Below are 17,480 nucleotides of genomic sequence, written 5' to 3'. Positions count from 1 at the left end.
TTTAGGGGTTAACGCCCGGTGGGTGCCCGAATTGTTTGCGGAAGGCTTCCACCGTGTAGCCGACGACCGTCGCTTCGGTCCGGGGATGCACCGAAGCCCCGCGCGGTATCCGGAACACCGGCCCGAGCTCGCCGGCGTAGGCGCCGGGGGCGCCGATTCTCAGCAAGCCGTGTTCTGCGTCACCGGTGGATTCAGGAACGATGTCCACTTCGCCGTCGGCGACGATATAGACCAGATCCTCGATGCTGCCCTGCTCCAGCAGCACCGCGCCGCGGGTTAGGCGGACGGGCTCCGGCTCACGATATGTGCGGGCAGAAGCCGATGCAAGCTGGATGACCACGTCGGCCAGGGGCAGGATCCGGGTGTCGTGGGTGGCGACCATCACAACGCGGTCGCCGGTGGCCAACCGCCGCAGCAGCTGCATCACTTCGTCGGCTCGGGCCACGTCGAGTTGCGCGGTGGGTTCGTCGGCCAAGATCAGCGGCGGGTCCAGGGCGAGCGCGCGGGCCACCGCCACCCGCTGCTGTTGGCCGCCGCTGAGCTGACCGGGCCGGTGCGTCAGGCGGTCACCGAGGCCTACGCGGGTCAGCAACTCCCCGGCGCGGCGTTGCGCCTCCCACCGCGTCCAGCCGGCCGCCCACAGCGGCACCATCACGTTTTCCAACGCGGTCAGGCTCGCCACCAGGTTGAACGCCTGAAAGATGATGCCCACGCTGCGGCGCCGGTAGTCGGTCAGCTCGCGGCGACTCAACGCGGTCACCTCGATCGATCCGAATCTGATGTTGCCGGCCGAGGGGCTGAGGATGCCGCCGATACACGACAGCAACGTGGTCTTGCCGCATCCGCTGGGGCCCAGCACGACCACCAGTGATCCGGCGTCGATGTTCAGGTTCAGGTGGTTGATCGGGCGCACCGCCTCGCCGCCGGCGGCGGCGTACTCGATGACGAGGTCGGTGACCCGCAAATCGCCCACGGATCAGCGCCCCCCGAACGCCAGCACCGGGTCGACGGCCACCGCGTGCCGCAGCCCCGCCAAGCTGGCTAACAGGCCGATCAGCACCGCGGTCACCAGCAGTAAGCCCAACGCCGCGGCGGTCACCGCCACCAGCATCGGGAACAGCGGTCCCAGCAGCACCGCCAGCAGCCCGCCGAGCAGGGCCGCGGCCACCGCGACCAGCACCGCCTGCAGCGCGAGCCCGGCCAGCACCACCCCGGTGGTGACCCCAAGCGCCTTGAACACCGCGAAATCCCGGGTGCGCTCCAGCGCGGACAGGTAGATCAGGGATCCCACGATCAGGGCCGCAACCCCCCACAGCAGCATCGATACGTACGACAGGGCCAGTTGCGCACCGTGCAGCGGGCGCACCATGTCGTCGACGGTAGCCTGGCGGTCCACCAGGCGGTAACCGTCCGGGACCTGCGTGGGGGTGCCGCGCACACCGATCGCCGAAACCACCGGCTGCCCGGAAAACATCAACCGCTGCGCCCCCGCGACCGTCACAAACGCGTTGGCTTGGCCCGCGAGGGTGGTCGACTTGTCGACCAGCCCCACGATCCGCAGCTTCGCTGTCCCGATCTTGACCTCATCGCCCACCGCGCGCCCCAGCGTGGTGGACATGGCCACCTCGTCGGGGTTCGACGGCGCCCGCCCGGAGCTCAGCGACGGCATGCCGGGCGTGGCCACCCCGTAGACATTGACGTTTTGCGGTGCCTGATCGTCCTGCAAGATGATGTTGCCGTAAACCACCGGGATGGCCGACTCGACACCGGAAAGCCGTTCCACCGCCTTCGTTTCGGACTGCGGGAACCGCGACGACCCCATGAACGGGCCCATCGCGCCGTCCGGGATGACGTAGTTGTCGATACCCAGCGAGTCGACCACCCGCTCGGCTTCCACCCGGAACCCGTGGGTCAGCCCGGTCAGGATCAGGGTCAGGCCGAACACCATCGCGGTACCGACGGCGGCAACGGCGAAGCGCCGCCGCCGCCACTGCAGGTCCCGCAACGCGGTGATCAACATGCGCACGCCCGGATGTTAACGCAGCTTGCCGCGTTTTCCCGTCGCCGCAGGGGCCGCCGAGACGGGGCACACACCCGCAGCGTCCTGCGGGGTCAGGACACCGGCGTCGACCAGCGGCCCGATCAGTTTCAGCAGCCGGGGGTTGTGGCGGCTGGCCTCGGCGAGCAGGTGTCGGGCGTCGTCGAGCCGGCCCCAGCGGGCGTGCAGCACCGCCGACCAGAACGTCGCCTCGGGGTTGGGGCCCAGCACGGCGGCGACGTCGGCCAGGCGGGCCGCGGCGTCGGCGAACTCCGTGTCCGAGCCGCGCCGGCCGAGCACCGGCCCGGCCGGTTCGAACGCCACCCGCGACAGCTCGTCGAACGCGCCGTGCAGCGCCAGGATGCGCGCCAATTCGCCGATCGGGTCGGGGTGGTCGTCGACCCGCAGGTCGCGCAGCACCCCGTTCCACGGGTCATCGGTGCGTTGCCGGTCGACGACCAGCAACGCGGCCGACTGCTGGCCGCGCAGGTCGCCGCCGGCGTGTTCGGCGCTGCGCAGCCCGGCCAGCAGCCGGGCCGCGAGATCGCCGCCGGCCTCCTGAAACCCGAGCAGCGCCGCGTCGAGCACCGCATCGTCGGCCAGGATGTTGCCCAGCACCGCGACATGACCGTTGCTGGCCATCCCGGCCGCGGCCACACAGCGCGTCCCGGTGTGCAGCCCGAGTCCGCCGGCCGCGTCGAGGTAGCCGATCTGGCGGAGCTCGCGGTCCGGGTCGGCCGCCAGCAGCCGGGCCAGCGCCTCGTCGGCCGGGATGCCTTGCCGCATCAGGTTCAATCCCCGCGGGCCGTAGGAACGGTCGGTAATCGCCTGGGTCGCCACCACTCCCACACCGGCTTCGCCCCACGTCACCATCGCCCCGACCGCCAGGTAGTGCGATTGGGTGGCCACGCCGAGGGCGCCGGTCTCGGGGTCGCGGGCCAGCAGCGAGTACGTCATCGCAGCCGCACCATCCGGGTGGTCGAACTCTCGTCGAGCTCCACCAGATCCGAGCGGGACCGCAGAAAATCGCTGAACGACCTGAACCCCAACGATTTTTCGCTGAACGACGGGTCCATCCGCTTCATCTGCGCCTTGACCGCCGAGTTGTGCAGCCACTCCACGTCGTCTTTTTCCAGGCCGATCTGCAGCGCCCGGGTCAACAACCCGGTGGCGGCGGCCTGCGGGTCCGGGGTCGGCGGCTCCTCGGGTTCGGCCTTGGCGCGGGTGCGTTTCTTGGGTTCGGCGTCGTCGACGGCGGGCGCGGGTTCGACGGCCGGCACCCCGGGCACCGCGTCGTAGTTGACGAAGTCGTCGCAGGCCGCCGCCAGCGCCCGGCTGGTCGACCCGGCCACCCCGATGCCGACCACGTAGCGGCCCAGCCGCTTGCAGCGCTGCGCCAGCGGGATGTAGTCGGAGTCGCCGGCCACGATCACCACATGGGTCAGATCCGGCAGCCGGAACATGTCCTCGACGGCGTCGACGGCCAGCCGGATGTCGGCGCCGTTCTTGCCGTAGGCCGCCGCCGGGAACAGCTGCACCAGGTCGACCGCGCGCCCCACCAGCTGTTCGCGGTAACCGGTGTTGACGTCGGCCGACCAGTCCGCGTAGGCGCGGGTGAGCACCAAGGTCCCGAACGAGGACGCGAAGTCGATGATCGCGCCGACGTCGACGGTGGCCCGGGCCACCTTCTCGGCGTGTTTGGCCAGGCCCTTGGCCTTGTCCCGCTGAAACGAGTTGCGGCCGTTGACCTGGTCGTAGCGCGAGATGACGATGTTGTCGAAGTCGAGGTAGACCGCCACCCGGGTATCGCCGGTGTCCATGCCCCCAGTGTGGGGGATGCGGGCCGGTGGCGGGCGCGGGTCCTGCAGATCGGCGTCTTCGCGCTACCGGTCAACCGAACTCGTCAGCGCCCAGGCAGCCGGGTGCCGCACGCCGGGCACCAGCGAACGTCGTGGCCGAGCAACGCTTCGAGTGCGGAAAGATTCTCGGTGTGCAGGGTGCAGGTCGTCTGGCTGAGATGGATCCGGATCGTGTCCACGATGAACTGCGCCCGCTCGAGGGGTGACCCGCCGTAGCCGTCTATATCGGTGGTGCCGTGGGCGACGACGTCGCCTTCATCGAGTTCGATGCGCCACTCCCCGCCGCGTTCACGGAAGTAGAAGGCGTGCCCGTCGACTTCCCCGTGCCACTGTTCGGGCGCCAGGCCGCCGTGGCTGTCCACCGTGACACCGTCCTGCGCCGCTAGCCACGCCTGAAGCTCGGCTTCGGCGGCCCGCTCGGCCGCCGCGATCCGCTGTCCTTCGGGTGATTGCCAAAACGCGTCGCGGCGGCTGAACCACTTCTCCCATGCGCGCCGACGCTCCTGAGTGGTTTGACCACACGTGCATCCGAATCCGTAGTCATGGAAGTCGCTCTCGGGCAGCCGGGGATGGCATGCGCACATGCACCGCTGGCCGTTATTGATGTCACGCCACCCGGTGAGCGCATCCAAAGCGACGTCGGCGAGCGCGCGGGGGTCGTGGTCGCCGTGCCGGTCGAATGTGGCGGCCAGGTAGTCGTGGTACCGCTGCCGCGCCACGGCCCGGGCACGCTCGATGCGCTGCCGGTATTCGGCCGCTCCGTCGTCGTCGGAGAAGTCGACAATGTACCGCTCCGGGTCCTTGCCCACGCTGTCCAGGGTGGCACGCGTCGACGCCGTTGTCGCGCGAATTTTCGCTGCCCCGCGACGACGAAAAGCCATGGTATCACCGGCGATATCCGTTTTCAGACGGTGTTAGTGGTTCCGTCCCGGGGCTGGTGGGGCTCCTGAGACGCAGGTGCCGCCGTTAGCCGTTGCGCCAGCCCCGACGCCCGCACGACCCGGCGCCCCAACGCGGCGCGCACCGCGGCCTCCGAGCCGACCACCCGCACGGTGCGCTTCGCCCGGGTGACCGCGGTGTAGAACAGTTCGCGGCTCAACAACCGGGAGTCGTCCGCAGGCAGCAGCACCGTCACGTCCTCGGCCTGGCTGCCCTGGGACTTGTGGATGGTCATCGCGTGCATGGTGTCCACGTCGGCCAGCCGGCTGGGCGCGAACTCCAAAACCCGGTCGGCGCCGGCGATCACCGCCCGCAGCCCGTCGGGCCGCACCAGCGTCACCCCGGTGTCGCCGTTGTGCACCCCCAGCCCGTAGTCGTTGGCGGTGACCAACAGCGGCCGCCCGGCATACCACGGCGACCAGTGCGTGTCGCCGGTCTCCTCGGTCAGCCAGCGCTGCACCTGCCGGTTCCAGTGCTCGACGCCGTGCGGCCCGCGCCGGTGCGCGCACAGCAGCCGGTGCTCGTCCAGCGTCGCCAACGCGACCGCCTCGGCGCCCAACAGCGCGGCCTCCCGCAGCCGCAACGCGTGCGGCACCAGCACGGCCCGCAACCGCGCCACCGGATCCTCGTCGTCGATCCACTCCAGGTGCTCGCCGCCGGCGGCCAGCAGCGTCAGCACCGCGTCGGCGTCGCCGGCCCGGATCGCGGCGGCCAGCGCCCCGATCGACGCGCCGAATCGGTGCGCGGTGCGCAGCGCGGCCACCCGGGTGTCGCTGCGCGCCGACAGCCCGTCGACCAGATCGGCCAGCACCGCGCCGGCTTCCACCGACGCCAACTGGTCGGGGTCGCCGACCAGGATCAGCCGGGCATCCGGGCGCACCGCCTCCAACAGCCGCGCCATCAGCGTCAGCGACACCATCGAGGTCTCGTCGACGACGATGACGTCGTGCGGCAACCGGTTGCCGCGGTGATGCCGAAACCGCGTCGCGCTGTCCGGCCGGGACCCCAACAGCCGGTGCAGGGTCGACGCTGACAAGCCGGAAAGCCGTTGCCGATCAACCGGGTCCAGCCGCAGCACCTCGACGGACACCGCCTCGGCCAACCGGGCCGCCGCCTTGCCGGTGGGTGCGGCCAACCCGATCCGCAGCCCACCCCGGCCGGACACCGACGCCTGGCGGGCCAGCAGCGCCAGCAGCCGCGCCACCGTGGTCGTTTTCCCGGTGCCCGGCCCGCCGGTCAGCACAGTCACCGGCTGCGACAGCGCGATCTGCGCGGCGGCCCGCTGCTCCTCATAGCCCGGCGGAAACAGCCGATCCAGATCCGGCGCCGCGGCGGGTGCGCCGTGCAGCGACAGCGCCAGCAGGTCGGTGCAGACCTGGGCTTCCTCGCGCCAATACCGGTCCAGGTACAGCAGCCCGTCGTCGGTCAGGTGCAGCACCGGCGGCTCGCGCACGAGCCGGCTGGCCCGCACCGCCGCCAGCCACCCCGCCGGCTCCGGCCACGGCAGCTCCGGCCCGCCGACATCGGCGGCGACGGCGCCCAGGTCGACACACACCGATCCGCCGCGCAGCGCCCGCACCGTCACCGCCACCGCCAGCGCCACCCGCTCGTCGGGTTCCCCGCCCAGCGCGCAGATCCGTTGCGCGGTATGCACATCGGCGAACTCCAACACCTCGGCGGCGTTGAACACCCGCAGCAGGCCGGTGGCGCCGGCGACGGTCTCCGGGGTGGTCACGTCGCCCCCGCGTCGAGCAGGTCCGACAGCGCCGCCACCAACCCGGCCGGTGGCCGCCAACTGAACACCCCGGCCGGATGGCCGTCGAGTAGCGGGGTGTCCGGCCCGCACATGCCGCGCACGAACAGGTACAGCACCCCGCCCAGGTGCCGTGCCGGGTCGTAGCCGGGCTGGCGCCACCGCAGAAACCGGTGCAGCACCGCGGCGTACAGCAGCGCCTGCAGCGGATAGTCGGAATGCAGCATCGCCTCGGCCAGCTGGGGAGGGCTGTAGTCGGCGGCGGTGTCGCCCAGGTAGTTGGTTTTGTAGTCGACCACCAGATACCGCGGCCCGGGCAGCCGCAGCACCGCGTCGATCGACCCGGACAGATACCCGCGCAGCGGCTGGCCGCCCAGCACCTCCGAGCGTAACCGGTCGGCGTAGCCGGCCAGCGGGTCGTCGTCGGGCAGCTGCGCGGCCAGCAGCGCGCCGACCTCGGCCAACCGCAGCTCCGGGGCCACCCCGCGGACATCCCCGCCGGCCAGCGGGATCTCGAAGTCCAGCTCCCGCAGCCGATCCGGCAGCCCGACCGCCCGCAGCGTCACCCCAGACGCCAGTGGCCCCAACGCGGTGTCGTGCAGGGGCAGCAGCGCGGACGCCACCGCCGCCGGGTCGGCGTTCACCGGCCACCACACCGAGGCCGCCCGCACCTGCTGCTCGAGCTCGGCCGCCAAATCGGCGGCGGCCGGGTCGGCGTGTTCGAGCACGGCGTGCACCAGCGACCCGAACGTCGCGCCCGCCGGCAGCGCCGCCATCGGTGACGGAACCGCCGCGCCCACCGGCGCCGACACCGGAACCGCCTCGGCCTCGTCGTCGCGGGCGGTGATCTCGGCCTCGCTGGACACCGGGGCGTCGGCGGCGACGCGGATCAGCGCCGAATACGAGGTGCGCCGCCACCCGGTGTCGATCGACCGGTGAAAGTGCCGCACCGCCAGCGCGGTGGGCGGCGCCGGTGGGGGCAGCGGGGTGATCGGCGCGATCACCGAGTCCTCCAGCACCGGCCCGCCGGCGGCCGCCCACTCCCGGAACCGGGCCAGCGCCTCGGCGTCCGACGGCTTGGGGTCACAGCGGTCCGGCACCGTCGCCTCGCCGGGGCGGCGGCCGCGCAGCAGCCGGGACAGCCCGCCGGTGGGTTCGTCGAACGACGGCGCCCACCACGCCACCACCTGGGACTGCGCCCGGGTCAGCGCCACGTAGGTGAGCCGAATGTCGTTGCGGGCGGCCTCGGCTCGGCTGAACCGCCGCACATCGGCGGCGTCGGGGCCGCCGATGTGCAGGCAGCGAACCCCGGCGTCGTCGTGATACAGCGGGATGTCGTCGTCGAACACGTGCCGGTTGAACGCGAACGGCAGGTAGACGATCGGGAACTGTAACCCCTTGGCGCCCCACACCGTCAGGATCTGCACGGCGGCGGCGTCGCTGTCCAGGCGGCGGTTGCGTTGCCGGGCGCCGCTGCGGGTGCCGCGCTGCCGGCGCAGCCAATCCCGCAGCGCCGGCAGGCCCAGCCGGTCGCGGTGCGCGGCCTCGTGCAGCAGCTGCGCGAGGTGCGCCAGGTCGGTCATGGTGCGTTCCCCGCCGCGCTCGGCCAGCAGCCGGCTACCCAAACCGGCCAGTTGCGCGGCCTCGAACACCGCGGCCGGGCCGCGCAGGCGCAGCTCGTCGGCCCAGTCCCGCAACACCGCGGCCACCCGGTCGGTCAACGCGTCGCCGCCGGCCGCCAAATCGGCGGCGGTGTGGCCGAAGAACACCGTCGCCGCGGCGGCGCGCACCAGCCCGCCGCGGTGCGTCTGGTCGAAGGACTCCAGCAGGCACAGCCAGTCGGCGGCCGCCGCCGAGCCGAACACGTCGGCGTCGCCGGTGAACACCGCCGCAATCCTGGCCCGCGCCAACGCCTCCTGGCACACCGCGGCGTCCTTGCCGTTCTCCACGATCACCGCGATGTCCCCGGCGGTCACCGGCGCCCCGGCGAAGGTGGCGGCGCTGGCCCGCAGCGCGGCGATGTCGGCGGCCAGATCGGCGGCGATGTGGCGCCGCAACGGGTCGATTGGGATGACCCGGTCCTCGTCGACGCCGAACCCGGCCCGGCCGACCACCCGCAACCGAAACGGCGCGCCGCACGGTGCTCCGGCCAGCCGGTGCCCGCTGATCGCGGCGGTGATGTCGTGCACGACGATGCGCGGATCACCCAGCGCCGCACCGGCTAACACGGTGTGCACGCGGTCGACCAGCACCGCGTCGCTGCGCCAGTTCACCGCCAACGTGCACTGCCGCTCGGCGGTGCGCGCGGCCTGCAGGTAGGTGTAGATGTCGCCGCCGCGGAACCCGTAGATCGCCTGCTTGGGGTCCCCGATCAGCACCACGGTGGCGTGCCCGGCGAACCCGCGCTCGATCACCTGCCATTGGATCGGGTCGGTGTCCTGGAATTCGTCGACCATCACGATCGGCCAGCGGCGCCGCATCCGGTCGCGGGCCGGCGAATCGGCCGGCGCCAACGCCGCCGCCAGCCGGCGCAGCAGGTCGTCGTAGCCCAGCACCGACAGCCGACGTTTGCGTAGCTCCAGCTCGGCGAGCACCGCGGTGACAAACCGCAGCCGCACCTCGGCCGCCGAGCCGGGCTCGGGCTGCTGCGGGCGCAGCTGCGCGTACGGGTCGGCGACCGCCGCCCGGGCCAGGGCCAACGCGTCGGGGTAGCTCAGCGCGGCCTCGTCGTGCTGGGTGCCGAACCGGGCCAGGTACAGGTCGTCGACGATCCGGCACACCAGGTCGTCGAGGCTGTCCACCAACTCCACCCCGGCGCCGGTATCCCCGGCGATGCCCAGCGATTTGAGCACCAGGTGGCAGAACTGGTGGGTGGTGGCGATGGTGGCGGCGTCGAAGCCGGCCAACGCGTCGCGCAGCCGGTCGCGGCGCCGTGCCCGCTCGGCGGCGCCGCCGTGCAGCAGGTGCTCGACCAGGTCGGTGGCGGGCCGGGTGGTGCCGTCCAGGGCGGCCACGGTGTCCACCAGCTGGTCGCGCACCCGCTCGCGCAGCTCCCGGGTGGCCGCGCGGCTGAACGTGATCAGCAGCATCTCGTCCAGCGTGGCGTGGCCCTCGGCCAGATAGCGGGTGACCAGCCCGGCCAGCGCGAACGTTTTGCCGGTGCCGGCGCTGGCTTCCAGCACCGTGGTGGTGCCGGGGGCGGGCAGCGGGCCGAGCAGGTCGAAGCGGTCCATCAGCGCAGCGGCCGTTCCGCGCGCAGCAGCGGCAGCCACAGCCGCGCCGCCAACGCGCCCAGTCGGGTGTCCTCGCCGTCGACCTCTTCACCGGGGCGCGGCGGCCCCAGCAGCACGTCCAGCGCGGCCCGCGGCCCCCACACCTTTTCGTGCGCGGGTTCGGCGTTTTCGCCGGGGTAGCGCTGCGAGGACCACTTGCTGCCGGCGTACCCCACCGGGTCGCGGCCGGCGTGGCGTTTCTCCGCCCACGCGAACGACGTTTTCAGCGGCAGCGGCAGCGGTTGGCAGCGCCCGGTGTCGTAGAGCCGCACCAGCTCGGCCAGCGTGTCGCGGGGTTGCGGCGGCGAGCCGAACAGCCGCTGGCGGATCTGGTCGCCGTCGCCGGCGCGCCCGATACAGCGGGCCGTCCAGTCCCGGCCGGGATGCTGGGCGGCCAACGCCAGCAACGTGATCCAGGCCTGCAGCAGGTGGGTGTCGCGCAGCTTGGAGTAGGTGACCGACACCGTGGCGTCCCCGAACACCGGGGTGATCGTCCCGGTCAGCCGACGCCCGCCGCCGAGATCCACCGCGACGTCGTAGGCGTCCGGGTCGCCGACCCGATACTGGCGGGCCGCGGCCGCCAGCCCCGCCGCGCGGTCCCGGATCTGTTTGGCCGCCCGCCAGCCCAGCTGCCCGGGTGGCAGGCAGCCGCGCCGCCACTCGGTGTCGATGGCGGCGGCGGGGTCCATGCCGCGCAGCATGTCGTGCAGCATCCGATCGCCCACCGCCCACTGCTGGCGGGCGTCGACCTCGACGGGGATGTCGTCGCTGACCTCGTCGACGTCCCAGGGCAGCGTGTAGTCCAGGGCGCGGAAAAACCCCTTGACCGGATCCTTGAAGAACCCGAGCAGGTCGGGTAGCGCGACGTCGTCGGGTTCCGGTGCCGGCAGCGGGTCCGCGACGAAGACCGGTGCGGGGCAGCGGGTTCCGGCGGCGGCCTGGGCGGCCAGCGGCGCGGTCGGGTCGAAGGTGAACGGCGCGCCGGGGATCAACGCGCCCGGTCGCACGGTTTTGACGTCGAACGGCTGCAGCGGATGCTGCACGACGACCCGGTCGCGCACCGGGGCGCCGGTGGTGTGATCCAGGGCGTCGAGCAGCTCGGCCAGCGGCACCGCGGGCGGGCGGTGATGCCCGGTGTGCTCGTCGGCGCCGGTGTAGGTGATCACCAGCGTGTCGGTGGCCGCGCTGATCGCGTCCAGCAGCAATTGCCGGTCCTCGGATCGGATGTCGCGTTCCCCGGTCAGCGGGTCGCGGGCCAGCACGTCGTCGCCGTCGGGCAGATCCAGCCGCGGGAACACCCCGTCGTCCAGGCCCAGCAGGCACACCACCCGGTGCGGCACCGAGCGCATCGGCACCATGGTGCACACCGTCAAGGTGCCGGTGCGGAAGTTGGCCCGGGTGGGCCGCCCGGCCAGCCGGCCGGCCAGCAGTGCCCGCACGTCGGGCAGCCGCAACACGGTGTCGGTGCGGGCACCGGCGTCGGCCAGCACCGCGGCGAACTCGCGGTGCAGGTGCGCGGACGGCCAGGGGTCGTCGGTGCGGGTCAACGCCGCGACCCCGTCGCGCAGGGCCTCGATCCAGCCGGCCAGCGGGCGGGCGCCGTCGAGCGCCGCCACCGCCGCCTGCAGCCGGTCCACGTATTCGGCCAGCCGACCGGCCAGCTCCACCCGGCTGCTGCCGACGTCGTCGAGCGGCAGCGCGGTGTCCAGCCAGGCCCGCGAATCGTCGGACATCGCCACCCCGGTCAGGATGCGGTCCAGCCCGAACCGCCAGGTGTTGTGCACGACCTGGCCCAGCCCGTACGGCTCGCGGGTGCGCGGATCAAAACCCCAGCGGATGTTGGCGTCCCGCACCCAGGCGGTGATCTGGGTCAGGTCGTCGTCGGTGAAGGCGAACCGGGCCCGCACCGGGTCGGCGTGCGCGAGGTTGAGCACCTGGCTGGCGGTGGCCCGGCTGCCGGCGATGGCCAGCAGATCGGCGGCCACCCCCAGCAGCGGGTTGGTGTGGGTGAGCGCCCGGTCGGCCAACCGGACCCGCAGCCGATGCGCCGGATGCACGTCGCCGGCCAGCTCGCCCAGCCCGAAACCGGCCACGATCAGCGGGGCGTAGCTTTCGATGTCGGGGCACATCACCACGATGTCGCGCGGCTCCAGCGTCGGATCGTCCTGCAGGAGGCCCAGCAGCACGTCGCGCAGCACATCGAGCTGCCGGGCCGGGCCGTGACAGCTGTGCACCTGCACCGAGCGGTCGGTGTCGGCGTGTGTGCGTCCTTGTGGGCGCACCGCGTTGGCGTTCAGGTCGGCTTGCAGCCAGCCCAGCAGGGTGTCGGGGTGCGGTGCGGCGCCGAGGAATTCGTCGCTGGCCGGGTCTGGCGGCAAAGCACGCTGCAGCTCGCGCAGATCCCGACCCAGGGTTTGCAGCAGCGGATGCGCGGCTGCGTGGCGGCTGTCGTCGGCGGTCCGCGGCACGGCGCCGTGGCGATGAGTCAGCGCCTGCCACAGCGCGTCGGAGGGGTGCGGCAGCCACAGGTGCAGCTCGTGGTGGGTGGCCAAAGCCTGCAGCAACTCGACGTCGGTGCGGGTCAGCCGGGTGTGCCCGAACAGCGACAACCGGGCCGGCAAGGTATCTGTCGGGGCGTCGTGCAGCCGGGCTTTGGTCTCTTCGTGCCGCCGATGCGGGGGAGCGGCGGGGATCGTGGCCAGCAGCGCCCGCCACAACGGCGGCTGCCAGCACAGGTCGGGGGCCAGCTCGTTGCCGGCGCCGTCGGTGGCCCGCCCCTGGCCCCAGTCGATCAGCAGCTGGGGCCGTTGTTGGGCGTAGGAGGCGAACAGCCCGGCCAGCCGACGCGCCACCGCGTAGCGCCGGCCGCGCCGCAGCTCGCCCTCCGGGGTGGGGTCGCCGTGACCCAGATGCGTTGCCAGCGTGCGGCACCAGGGCTGCTCGCAGCTGGCGTCGATCACCTCCAGCAGCGGCCAGGTCATGGCGTCCGGGGACCACGGGTCGTCGTCGGCGGGGCTGGTGATCTCGGCGATCAGCGAGCCGGGGCTGCGAAACGCGACCCCCGCGCACACCCCGTCGCCGCCGCGGCCGGCGCCCAACACGTGCGAAAGGCGTTGGCTGAGCCAGCGCTCCACCCCGCGGGCCGGCACCAGCACCAGCTCCTCGGCGAACGGATCGGCCAGCGGGTCGGCCAGCAACCTGCCGAGCCCGTCGGCGAGCAGATCCGTGCGCTCGGCGCGGTGAACGTGAAGCGGCATCGAGGGAAACCCTAGACCGCGGCCCCGCTCGGGCCGCTGACTCTGCGTGTACCACGCGGGTTACTCGCACTTTTGCCTGGTGGATGCAGAGTCAACGCCTATGCTGCAGTGAACCGGGCCGGATTCGGCAACGTGTCGTCTAATGACGGTTGTGTCACTTCGATGGGAGGCACTGTCATGAGGATCCACCTCGCGCGTCGCATCAAGGCCCTGGCGCTGGGATCAGCCGCCGCGGCATTGGTTTTCGGGCTGGCCGGCCCGCCGACGGCAGCCGCCGCCGATGAGCGGCTGCAGTTCACCGGCACCACGCTGGACGGCGCACCGTTCAACGGCGCCAGCCTGCAGGGCAAACCCGCCGTGCTGTGGTTCTGGGCCCCGCAGTGCCCGTTCTGCAACCAGGAGGCGCCGTCGGTGAGCCAGGTCGCCGCCGCCAACCCCCAGGTCACCTTCGTCGGCGTGGCCGGACACTCCGACGCCGCCGCGGAGCAAAGCTTCGTGTCGAAGTACAACCTGAACTTCACCAACCTCAACGACGCCGACGGCTCCATCTGGGCCCGGTTCGGCGTCCCCTGGCAGCCGGCGTATGTGTTCGAACGCGCCGACGGCACCTCGTCCTTCGTCAACAACCCCACCTCGGCGATGCCCCAGCAGGAGCTGTCCGAGCGGGTCGCGGCGCTGACCTAAGCGAACCGGCGGCGTGGACCAACACCTGCTGGGGTTGGCCTTCGGCGCCGGATTGGTCGCCGCGCTCAACCCGTGCGGGTTCGCGTTGCTGCCCGCCTACCTGGCGTTGGTGGTGCGCGGCGAACGGGCCAGCGGCCCGCGCGCACTGGGGCGCGCGCTGGCGGCCACCGCGGCGATGACAGCCGGCTTTCTGGCGGTGTTCGCCGGCTTCGGGGCGCTGACCGTCGCGGTCGCGACCACCGTGCAACGCTACTTGCCGTATGCGACCACCCTGCTCGGCATCGCCCTTGTCGCGCTGGGGGTTTGGCTGCTGCTGGGGCGTCGGGTGGCGGCCTTGACGCCCCCGGCGCTGGCCGGCGGCCGGTGGGCGCCGACCGCGCGGATCACCTCGATGCTGGGCTACGGGGTGGCCTATGCGCTGGCGTCGCTGTCCTGCACGGTCGGGCCGTTTTTGGCGGTCACCGGGGTCGCGGTGCGCGGCGGATCGCTGCTCGGCGGTGCGGCGAGCTACCTCGCCTACGCGGCCGGGTTCGGGTTGCTGGTCGGGGTGTTGGCCGTCGCGGTCGCGTTGGCCCGCGCCACGCTGATCGACCGGATGCGCCGAATCATGCCCTACGCCAACCGGATTAGCGGGGCGCTGCTGGTCGTGGTCGGGCTCTACGTGGGTTATTACGGGCTCTACGAGGTGCGGCTATTCGACCTGAACGCCAACCCCGCCGACCCGGTGATCGCCGCGGCCGGCCGGCTGCAAGGCGCGCTCGCCGGGTGGGTGCACCAGCACGGGGCCTGGCCGTGGCTGGCGGCGGTGGCGGCGATCGCGCTGGGTGCGCTGGTGGTGCGGGGCGTGCGCCGTCGTCGTCGTACCCGCATGCCAAAGTGAAGGCGCACCCGGAAGGAGCCGACCATGCCCGCTGCGACGACCGCCCCACGCCTGACCCCGAGGTTCGTTGAGGCACTCGGCTACGCCGCCGACAAACACGCCACCCAGACCCGCAAGGGCGGCGACATCCCGTATCTGGGCCACCTGCTGTCGGTGGCCGGGCTGGTGATCGAGGCCGACGGCACCGAGGACCAGGCTATCGCGGCCCTGCTGCACGACGCCGCCGAGGATCAGGGCGGCGAAGCCACCCTGGCCGAGATCCGGGACCGGTTCGGTGCCGAGGTCGCCGGCATCGTCGCCGAATGCAGCGACACCTTCGAAACCCCCAAACCGGCGTGGCGGCCGCGCAAGGAACGCTATATCCGCCACCTGGCTGAGGCGTCCGACGGCGCCGTGCTGGTGTCGCTGGCCGACAAACTGCACAACGCCCGCGCGTTGCTGCGCGACTTCCGCACCGTCGGCCCCGAGCTGTGGGGCCGGTTCAGCCAGCACGACCCCCAGCAGCACCTGTGGTACTACCGGTCGCTGCTGGCCGTCTACGCCGAGCGCACCGACGACGCGATGGTCGGCGAGCTGCGCGACGTCGTCGACACGCTGGAACGCGAAATCGCCGCGGTTGGCACAATGTGACGATGGCAGACATGACGATCGCGAAACACCAGGGCGACTACGGAGTCGACGGCTCGTTTCACACCTTTTCGGCGCGGACGCAGGGGCTCGGTGTCCTCGCCCAGAGCGCGGCGCTGCTGGGGTTCGCGGCGATCAGCGCGGCCCGCGGTAAGCGGCTGCGCGCGGCGCTGTCCGGGGCGGCGGGCAGCGGAATCCTGGCCAGCGCCGGGCTGTACCTGTACGCCACCCGCGCCGGCAAATTCCAGGTGTGGGATGAGTTGCTCGACGCGCTGCGGCTGCGCGGCGACGAAACCCTGCTGGACATGGGCTGTGGCCGCGGGGCGGTGCTGCTGGCCGCGGCCAAGCGGCTGCCGCACGGCCGGGCCATCGGCGTCGACTTGTGGCAGGCCGACCAGACCGATAACTCCGAGCAGGCCACCCTGGCCAATGCCGCCTTAGAGCAGGTCCTCGGCCGGGTCGAGGTGCACACCGCCGACATGACCGCGCTGCCGCTGGAGGACGGCAGCGTCGACGTCGTCGTGTCCAATCTGGCCATCCACAACATCCCGTCCCGAAACGGCCGCCGCCGCGCGCTGACCGAGGCGGTGCGGGTGCTGAAGCCGGGCGGGCGGCTGGTGATCGCCGACCTGTGGGAGATCCGCAACCACGCCGCCCAGCTGCGCGAACTCGGCTGGCGCAACGTCACGCAGCGCAACCTGGGCTGGCGGATGTGGTACGGCGGTCCGTGGGCGGCAACACGTTTGGTGACCGCGACGAAACCGTCCTGACCAGGCACCGGGCGGACCGATACCATCGAGACCATGGCTGTTCGGGGATTCGGCGATCTCGAGGCCGTCGTCATGGACCGGCTGTGGCGCCGCGGCGCGGTGACCACGGTCCGGGAAGTCTTCGATGACCTGGCCGGCGAACGCCAAATCGCCTACACCACGGTGATGTCGACCATGGACAACCTGCACCGCAAGGGCTGGCTGCAGCGTGAGCGCGCCGGCAAAGCCTTCCGGTACTGGCCGACGATGAGCCGGGAAGAACATTCGGCGGCGCTGATGCGCGACGCGCTGGACGCCGGCGGCGACTCCGATTTGGTGCTCACCCACTTCCTCAACCAGCTCGACGAGCAGGAGTCCACCCGGGTGCGGGCCGCGCTGCGCCGGCTGATCGCGGATCGGGATCCGGTGTGAACGCGGCGGTGGTGCTGCTGGGGTATGCGGCCGCGCTGACCTGGCTGGGTCCGCGGCTGCTGCGCCGGGTCACCGGCGCCGGGGTGCCGCCGCGGCTGGCGGTGGCGGCGTGGCTGACGGCGGTGGCCGGTGCGGTCGGGGCCTGGCTGGCGGCCGTCGCCGCCCTGCTGGTCGCCGACATCGGCAGCATGTGGCGCCACTCGGCGCTCTCGTTGTGCCTCAAAGCGCTTGGCGTCGCCGGCCAGATCGGGCTGCCGCGTCCGGTGGGGTCGGTGCTGGTGGTGGCCCTGCTGGCGACCGGCCTGATCGTCACCGGTGTCGGCGGGGTGCGGGTGGCCCGCCGGGTACGGTGGCTGCGGGCCCGCAGCCGGGCGCACGCGTCGGCGGCGCGGCTGATCGGGCGGCCCACCGACCGGTCCGGGGTGGTGGTCGTCCCGGCGGGGCAGGCCGCGGCCTACTGCGTGGCCGGGCGGCCCCGCGCGGTCGTGGTGACCACCGCGGCGCTGGACCGGCTCGACGAGCCGCAACTGGCCGCCGTGCTCGCCCACGAGCAGGCCCACCTGGCCGGCCGACACCACGACGTGTTGACGGTGCTGCGGGCGCTGGCGGCCAGTTTTCCTGGGCTGCCGTTGTTTTCGGCGGCCGCCGACGCGGTGGCGGTCCTGTTGGAGATGTGCGCCGACGACGTCGCGGTGCGCCGACACGGGTCGCGGCCGCTGCTGGGTGGGCTGCTGGCCCTGGCCGGGGCGCCGTCGAGTGCGCCGGCGGTGTTGGGCGCCGCCGATACCGCGGTGCTGCAGCGCGCCGAACGGCTGCTCGCCCCGTCGCGGTGCTGGCGGCACCGCGCGGTGCCGACCGCCGTCATCGCCGTCGCGGTGCTCACCCCGGTGGCCGCCGCGCTGGCCTGCTCGCTGTAAGGCGCGCCCGTCGCCGCCGACTGTGCAGTCTTATACGCGAAACGGCGCTCAGGCGTATGAGATCGCACAGTCG

Annotated in this window: 14 protein-coding genes; 6 read left to right on the top strand and 8 right to left on the bottom strand. The window is 72.5% G+C overall.

What is annotated here, in order from left to right:
- Position 1: 1 nt before the first annotated feature.
- From ACAG26_RS02790 to recC, 8 genes are all read right to left on the bottom strand, one after another.
- Positions 2-973, bottom strand: a complete 972-nt coding sequence (locus ACAG26_RS02790; RefSeq protein ID WP_370479105.1) for an ATP-binding cassette domain-containing protein — start codon at positions 971-973, stop codon at positions 2-4.
- Positions 974-976: 3 nt separating this feature from the next.
- Positions 977-2,020, bottom strand: coding sequence for an ABC transporter permease (locus tag ACAG26_RS02785; RefSeq protein ID WP_370479610.1), 1,044 nt, complete (start codon positions 2,018-2,020; stop codon positions 977-979).
- 15 nt (positions 2,021-2,035) lie between these two features.
- On the bottom strand, positions 2,036-2,995 hold the full coding sequence (locus ACAG26_RS02780) for a DUF1028 domain-containing protein (protein WP_370479102.1): 960 nt from the start codon (positions 2,993-2,995) through the stop codon (positions 2,036-2,038).
- Positions 2,992-3,858: an NYN domain-containing protein gene (locus tag ACAG26_RS02775; protein WP_370479100.1), complete on the bottom strand. Its 867-nt coding sequence runs from the start codon at positions 3,856-3,858 to the stop codon at positions 2,992-2,994. Before ACAG26_RS02775 ends, ACAG26_RS02780 begins: the two co-directional genes overlap by 4 nt.
- An 83-nt stretch (positions 3,859-3,941) precedes the next feature.
- Positions 3,942-4,706: a hypothetical protein gene (locus tag ACAG26_RS02770; RefSeq protein WP_370479097.1), complete on the bottom strand. Its 765-nt coding sequence runs from the start codon at positions 4,704-4,706 to the stop codon at positions 3,942-3,944.
- Positions 4,707-4,801: 95 nt separating this feature from the next.
- Positions 4,802-6,571, bottom strand: a complete 1,770-nt coding sequence (gene recD, locus ACAG26_RS02765) for an exodeoxyribonuclease V subunit alpha (RefSeq protein WP_370479095.1) — start codon at positions 6,569-6,571, stop codon at positions 4,802-4,804.
- Complete coding sequence (gene recB, locus ACAG26_RS02760; RefSeq protein ID WP_370479092.1) at positions 6,568-9,822, bottom strand: exodeoxyribonuclease V subunit beta; 3,255 nt, start codon at positions 9,820-9,822, stop codon at positions 6,568-6,570. Before recB ends, recD begins: the two co-directional genes overlap by 4 nt.
- Entirely contained in the window at positions 9,822-13,118 is a 3,297-nt protein-coding gene (gene recC / locus ACAG26_RS02755) for an exodeoxyribonuclease V subunit gamma (protein WP_370479089.1), read from the bottom strand. Before recC ends, recB begins: the two co-directional genes overlap by 1 nt.
- A gap of 177 nt (positions 13,119-13,295) precedes the next feature.
- On the opposite strand from recC, the gene ACAG26_RS02750 reads away from it, so the two are divergent.
- The 6 genes from ACAG26_RS02750 to ACAG26_RS02725 are packed head-to-tail and all read left to right on the top strand — an operon-like array spanning position 13,296 to position 17,407.
- Positions 13,296-13,802 (top strand): protein disulfide oxidoreductase, encoded by a 507-nt coding sequence (locus tag ACAG26_RS02750; RefSeq protein ID WP_370479087.1) that lies wholly within the window; start codon positions 13,296-13,298, stop codon positions 13,800-13,802.
- 13 nt (positions 13,803-13,815) lie between these two features.
- Entirely contained in the window at positions 13,816-14,682 is an 867-nt protein-coding gene (locus ACAG26_RS02745; RefSeq protein WP_370479085.1) for a cytochrome c biogenesis CcdA family protein, read from the top strand.
- A gap of 24 nt (positions 14,683-14,706) precedes the next feature.
- Positions 14,707-15,312, top strand: coding sequence for an HD domain-containing protein (locus ACAG26_RS02740; protein ID WP_370479083.1), 606 nt, complete (start codon positions 14,707-14,709; stop codon positions 15,310-15,312).
- 11 nt (positions 15,313-15,323) lie between these two features.
- Entirely contained in the window at positions 15,324-16,079 is a 756-nt protein-coding gene (locus ACAG26_RS02735) for a class I SAM-dependent methyltransferase (protein WP_370479081.1), read from the top strand.
- A 33-nt stretch (positions 16,080-16,112) separates the two neighbouring features.
- Positions 16,113-16,490: a BlaI/MecI/CopY family transcriptional regulator gene (locus tag ACAG26_RS02730; RefSeq protein ID WP_370479079.1), complete on the top strand. Its 378-nt coding sequence runs from the start codon at positions 16,113-16,115 to the stop codon at positions 16,488-16,490.
- Positions 16,487-17,407: a M56 family metallopeptidase gene (locus tag ACAG26_RS02725; protein ID WP_370479077.1), complete on the top strand. Its 921-nt coding sequence runs from the start codon at positions 16,487-16,489 to the stop codon at positions 17,405-17,407. Before ACAG26_RS02730 ends, ACAG26_RS02725 begins: the two co-directional genes overlap by 4 nt.
- Positions 17,408-17,480 lie beyond the last annotated feature (73 nt).

This window comes from Mycobacterium sp. pUA109, assembly GCF_041287095.1.
In the GTDB taxonomy this organism is placed as follows: domain Bacteria; phylum Actinomycetota; class Actinomycetes; order Mycobacteriales; family Mycobacteriaceae; genus Mycobacterium.
The sequence above is the reverse complement of the archived record's forward strand: the minus strand, read 5'-3'. Positions and strand labels throughout refer to the sequence as shown.

Excerpts from the sequence above, each read along its gene's own strand:
- recC (WP_370479089.1), bottom strand. The coding sequence starts at position 13,118 with ATGCCGCTTCACGTTCACCGCGCCGAGCGCACGGATCTGCTCGCCGAC.
- recB (WP_370479092.1), bottom strand. The coding sequence starts at position 9,822 with ATGGACCGCTTCGACCTGCTCGGCCCGCTGCCCGCCCCCGGCACCACC.
- ACAG26_RS02735 (WP_370479081.1), top strand. The coding sequence starts at position 15,324 with ATGACGATCGCGAAACACCAGGGCGACTACGGAGTCGACGGCTCGTTT.
- ACAG26_RS02775 (WP_370479100.1), bottom strand. The coding sequence starts at position 3,858 with ATGGACACCGGCGATACCCGGGTGGCGGTCTACCTCGACTTCGACAAC.
- ACAG26_RS02785 (WP_370479610.1), bottom strand. The coding sequence starts at position 2,020 with ATGTTGATCACCGCGTTGCGGGACCTGCAGTGGCGGCGGCGGCGCTTC.
- ACAG26_RS02740 (WP_370479083.1), top strand. The coding sequence starts at position 14,707 with ATGCCCGCTGCGACGACCGCCCCACGCCTGACCCCGAGGTTCGTTGAG.
- ACAG26_RS02750 (WP_370479087.1), top strand. The coding sequence starts at position 13,296 with ATGAGGATCCACCTCGCGCGTCGCATCAAGGCCCTGGCGCTGGGATCA.
- ACAG26_RS02780 (WP_370479102.1), bottom strand. The coding sequence starts at position 2,995 with ATGACGTACTCGCTGCTGGCCCGCGACCCCGAGACCGGCGCCCTCGGC.
- ACAG26_RS02730 (WP_370479079.1), top strand. The coding sequence starts at position 16,113 with ATGGCTGTTCGGGGATTCGGCGATCTCGAGGCCGTCGTCATGGACCGG.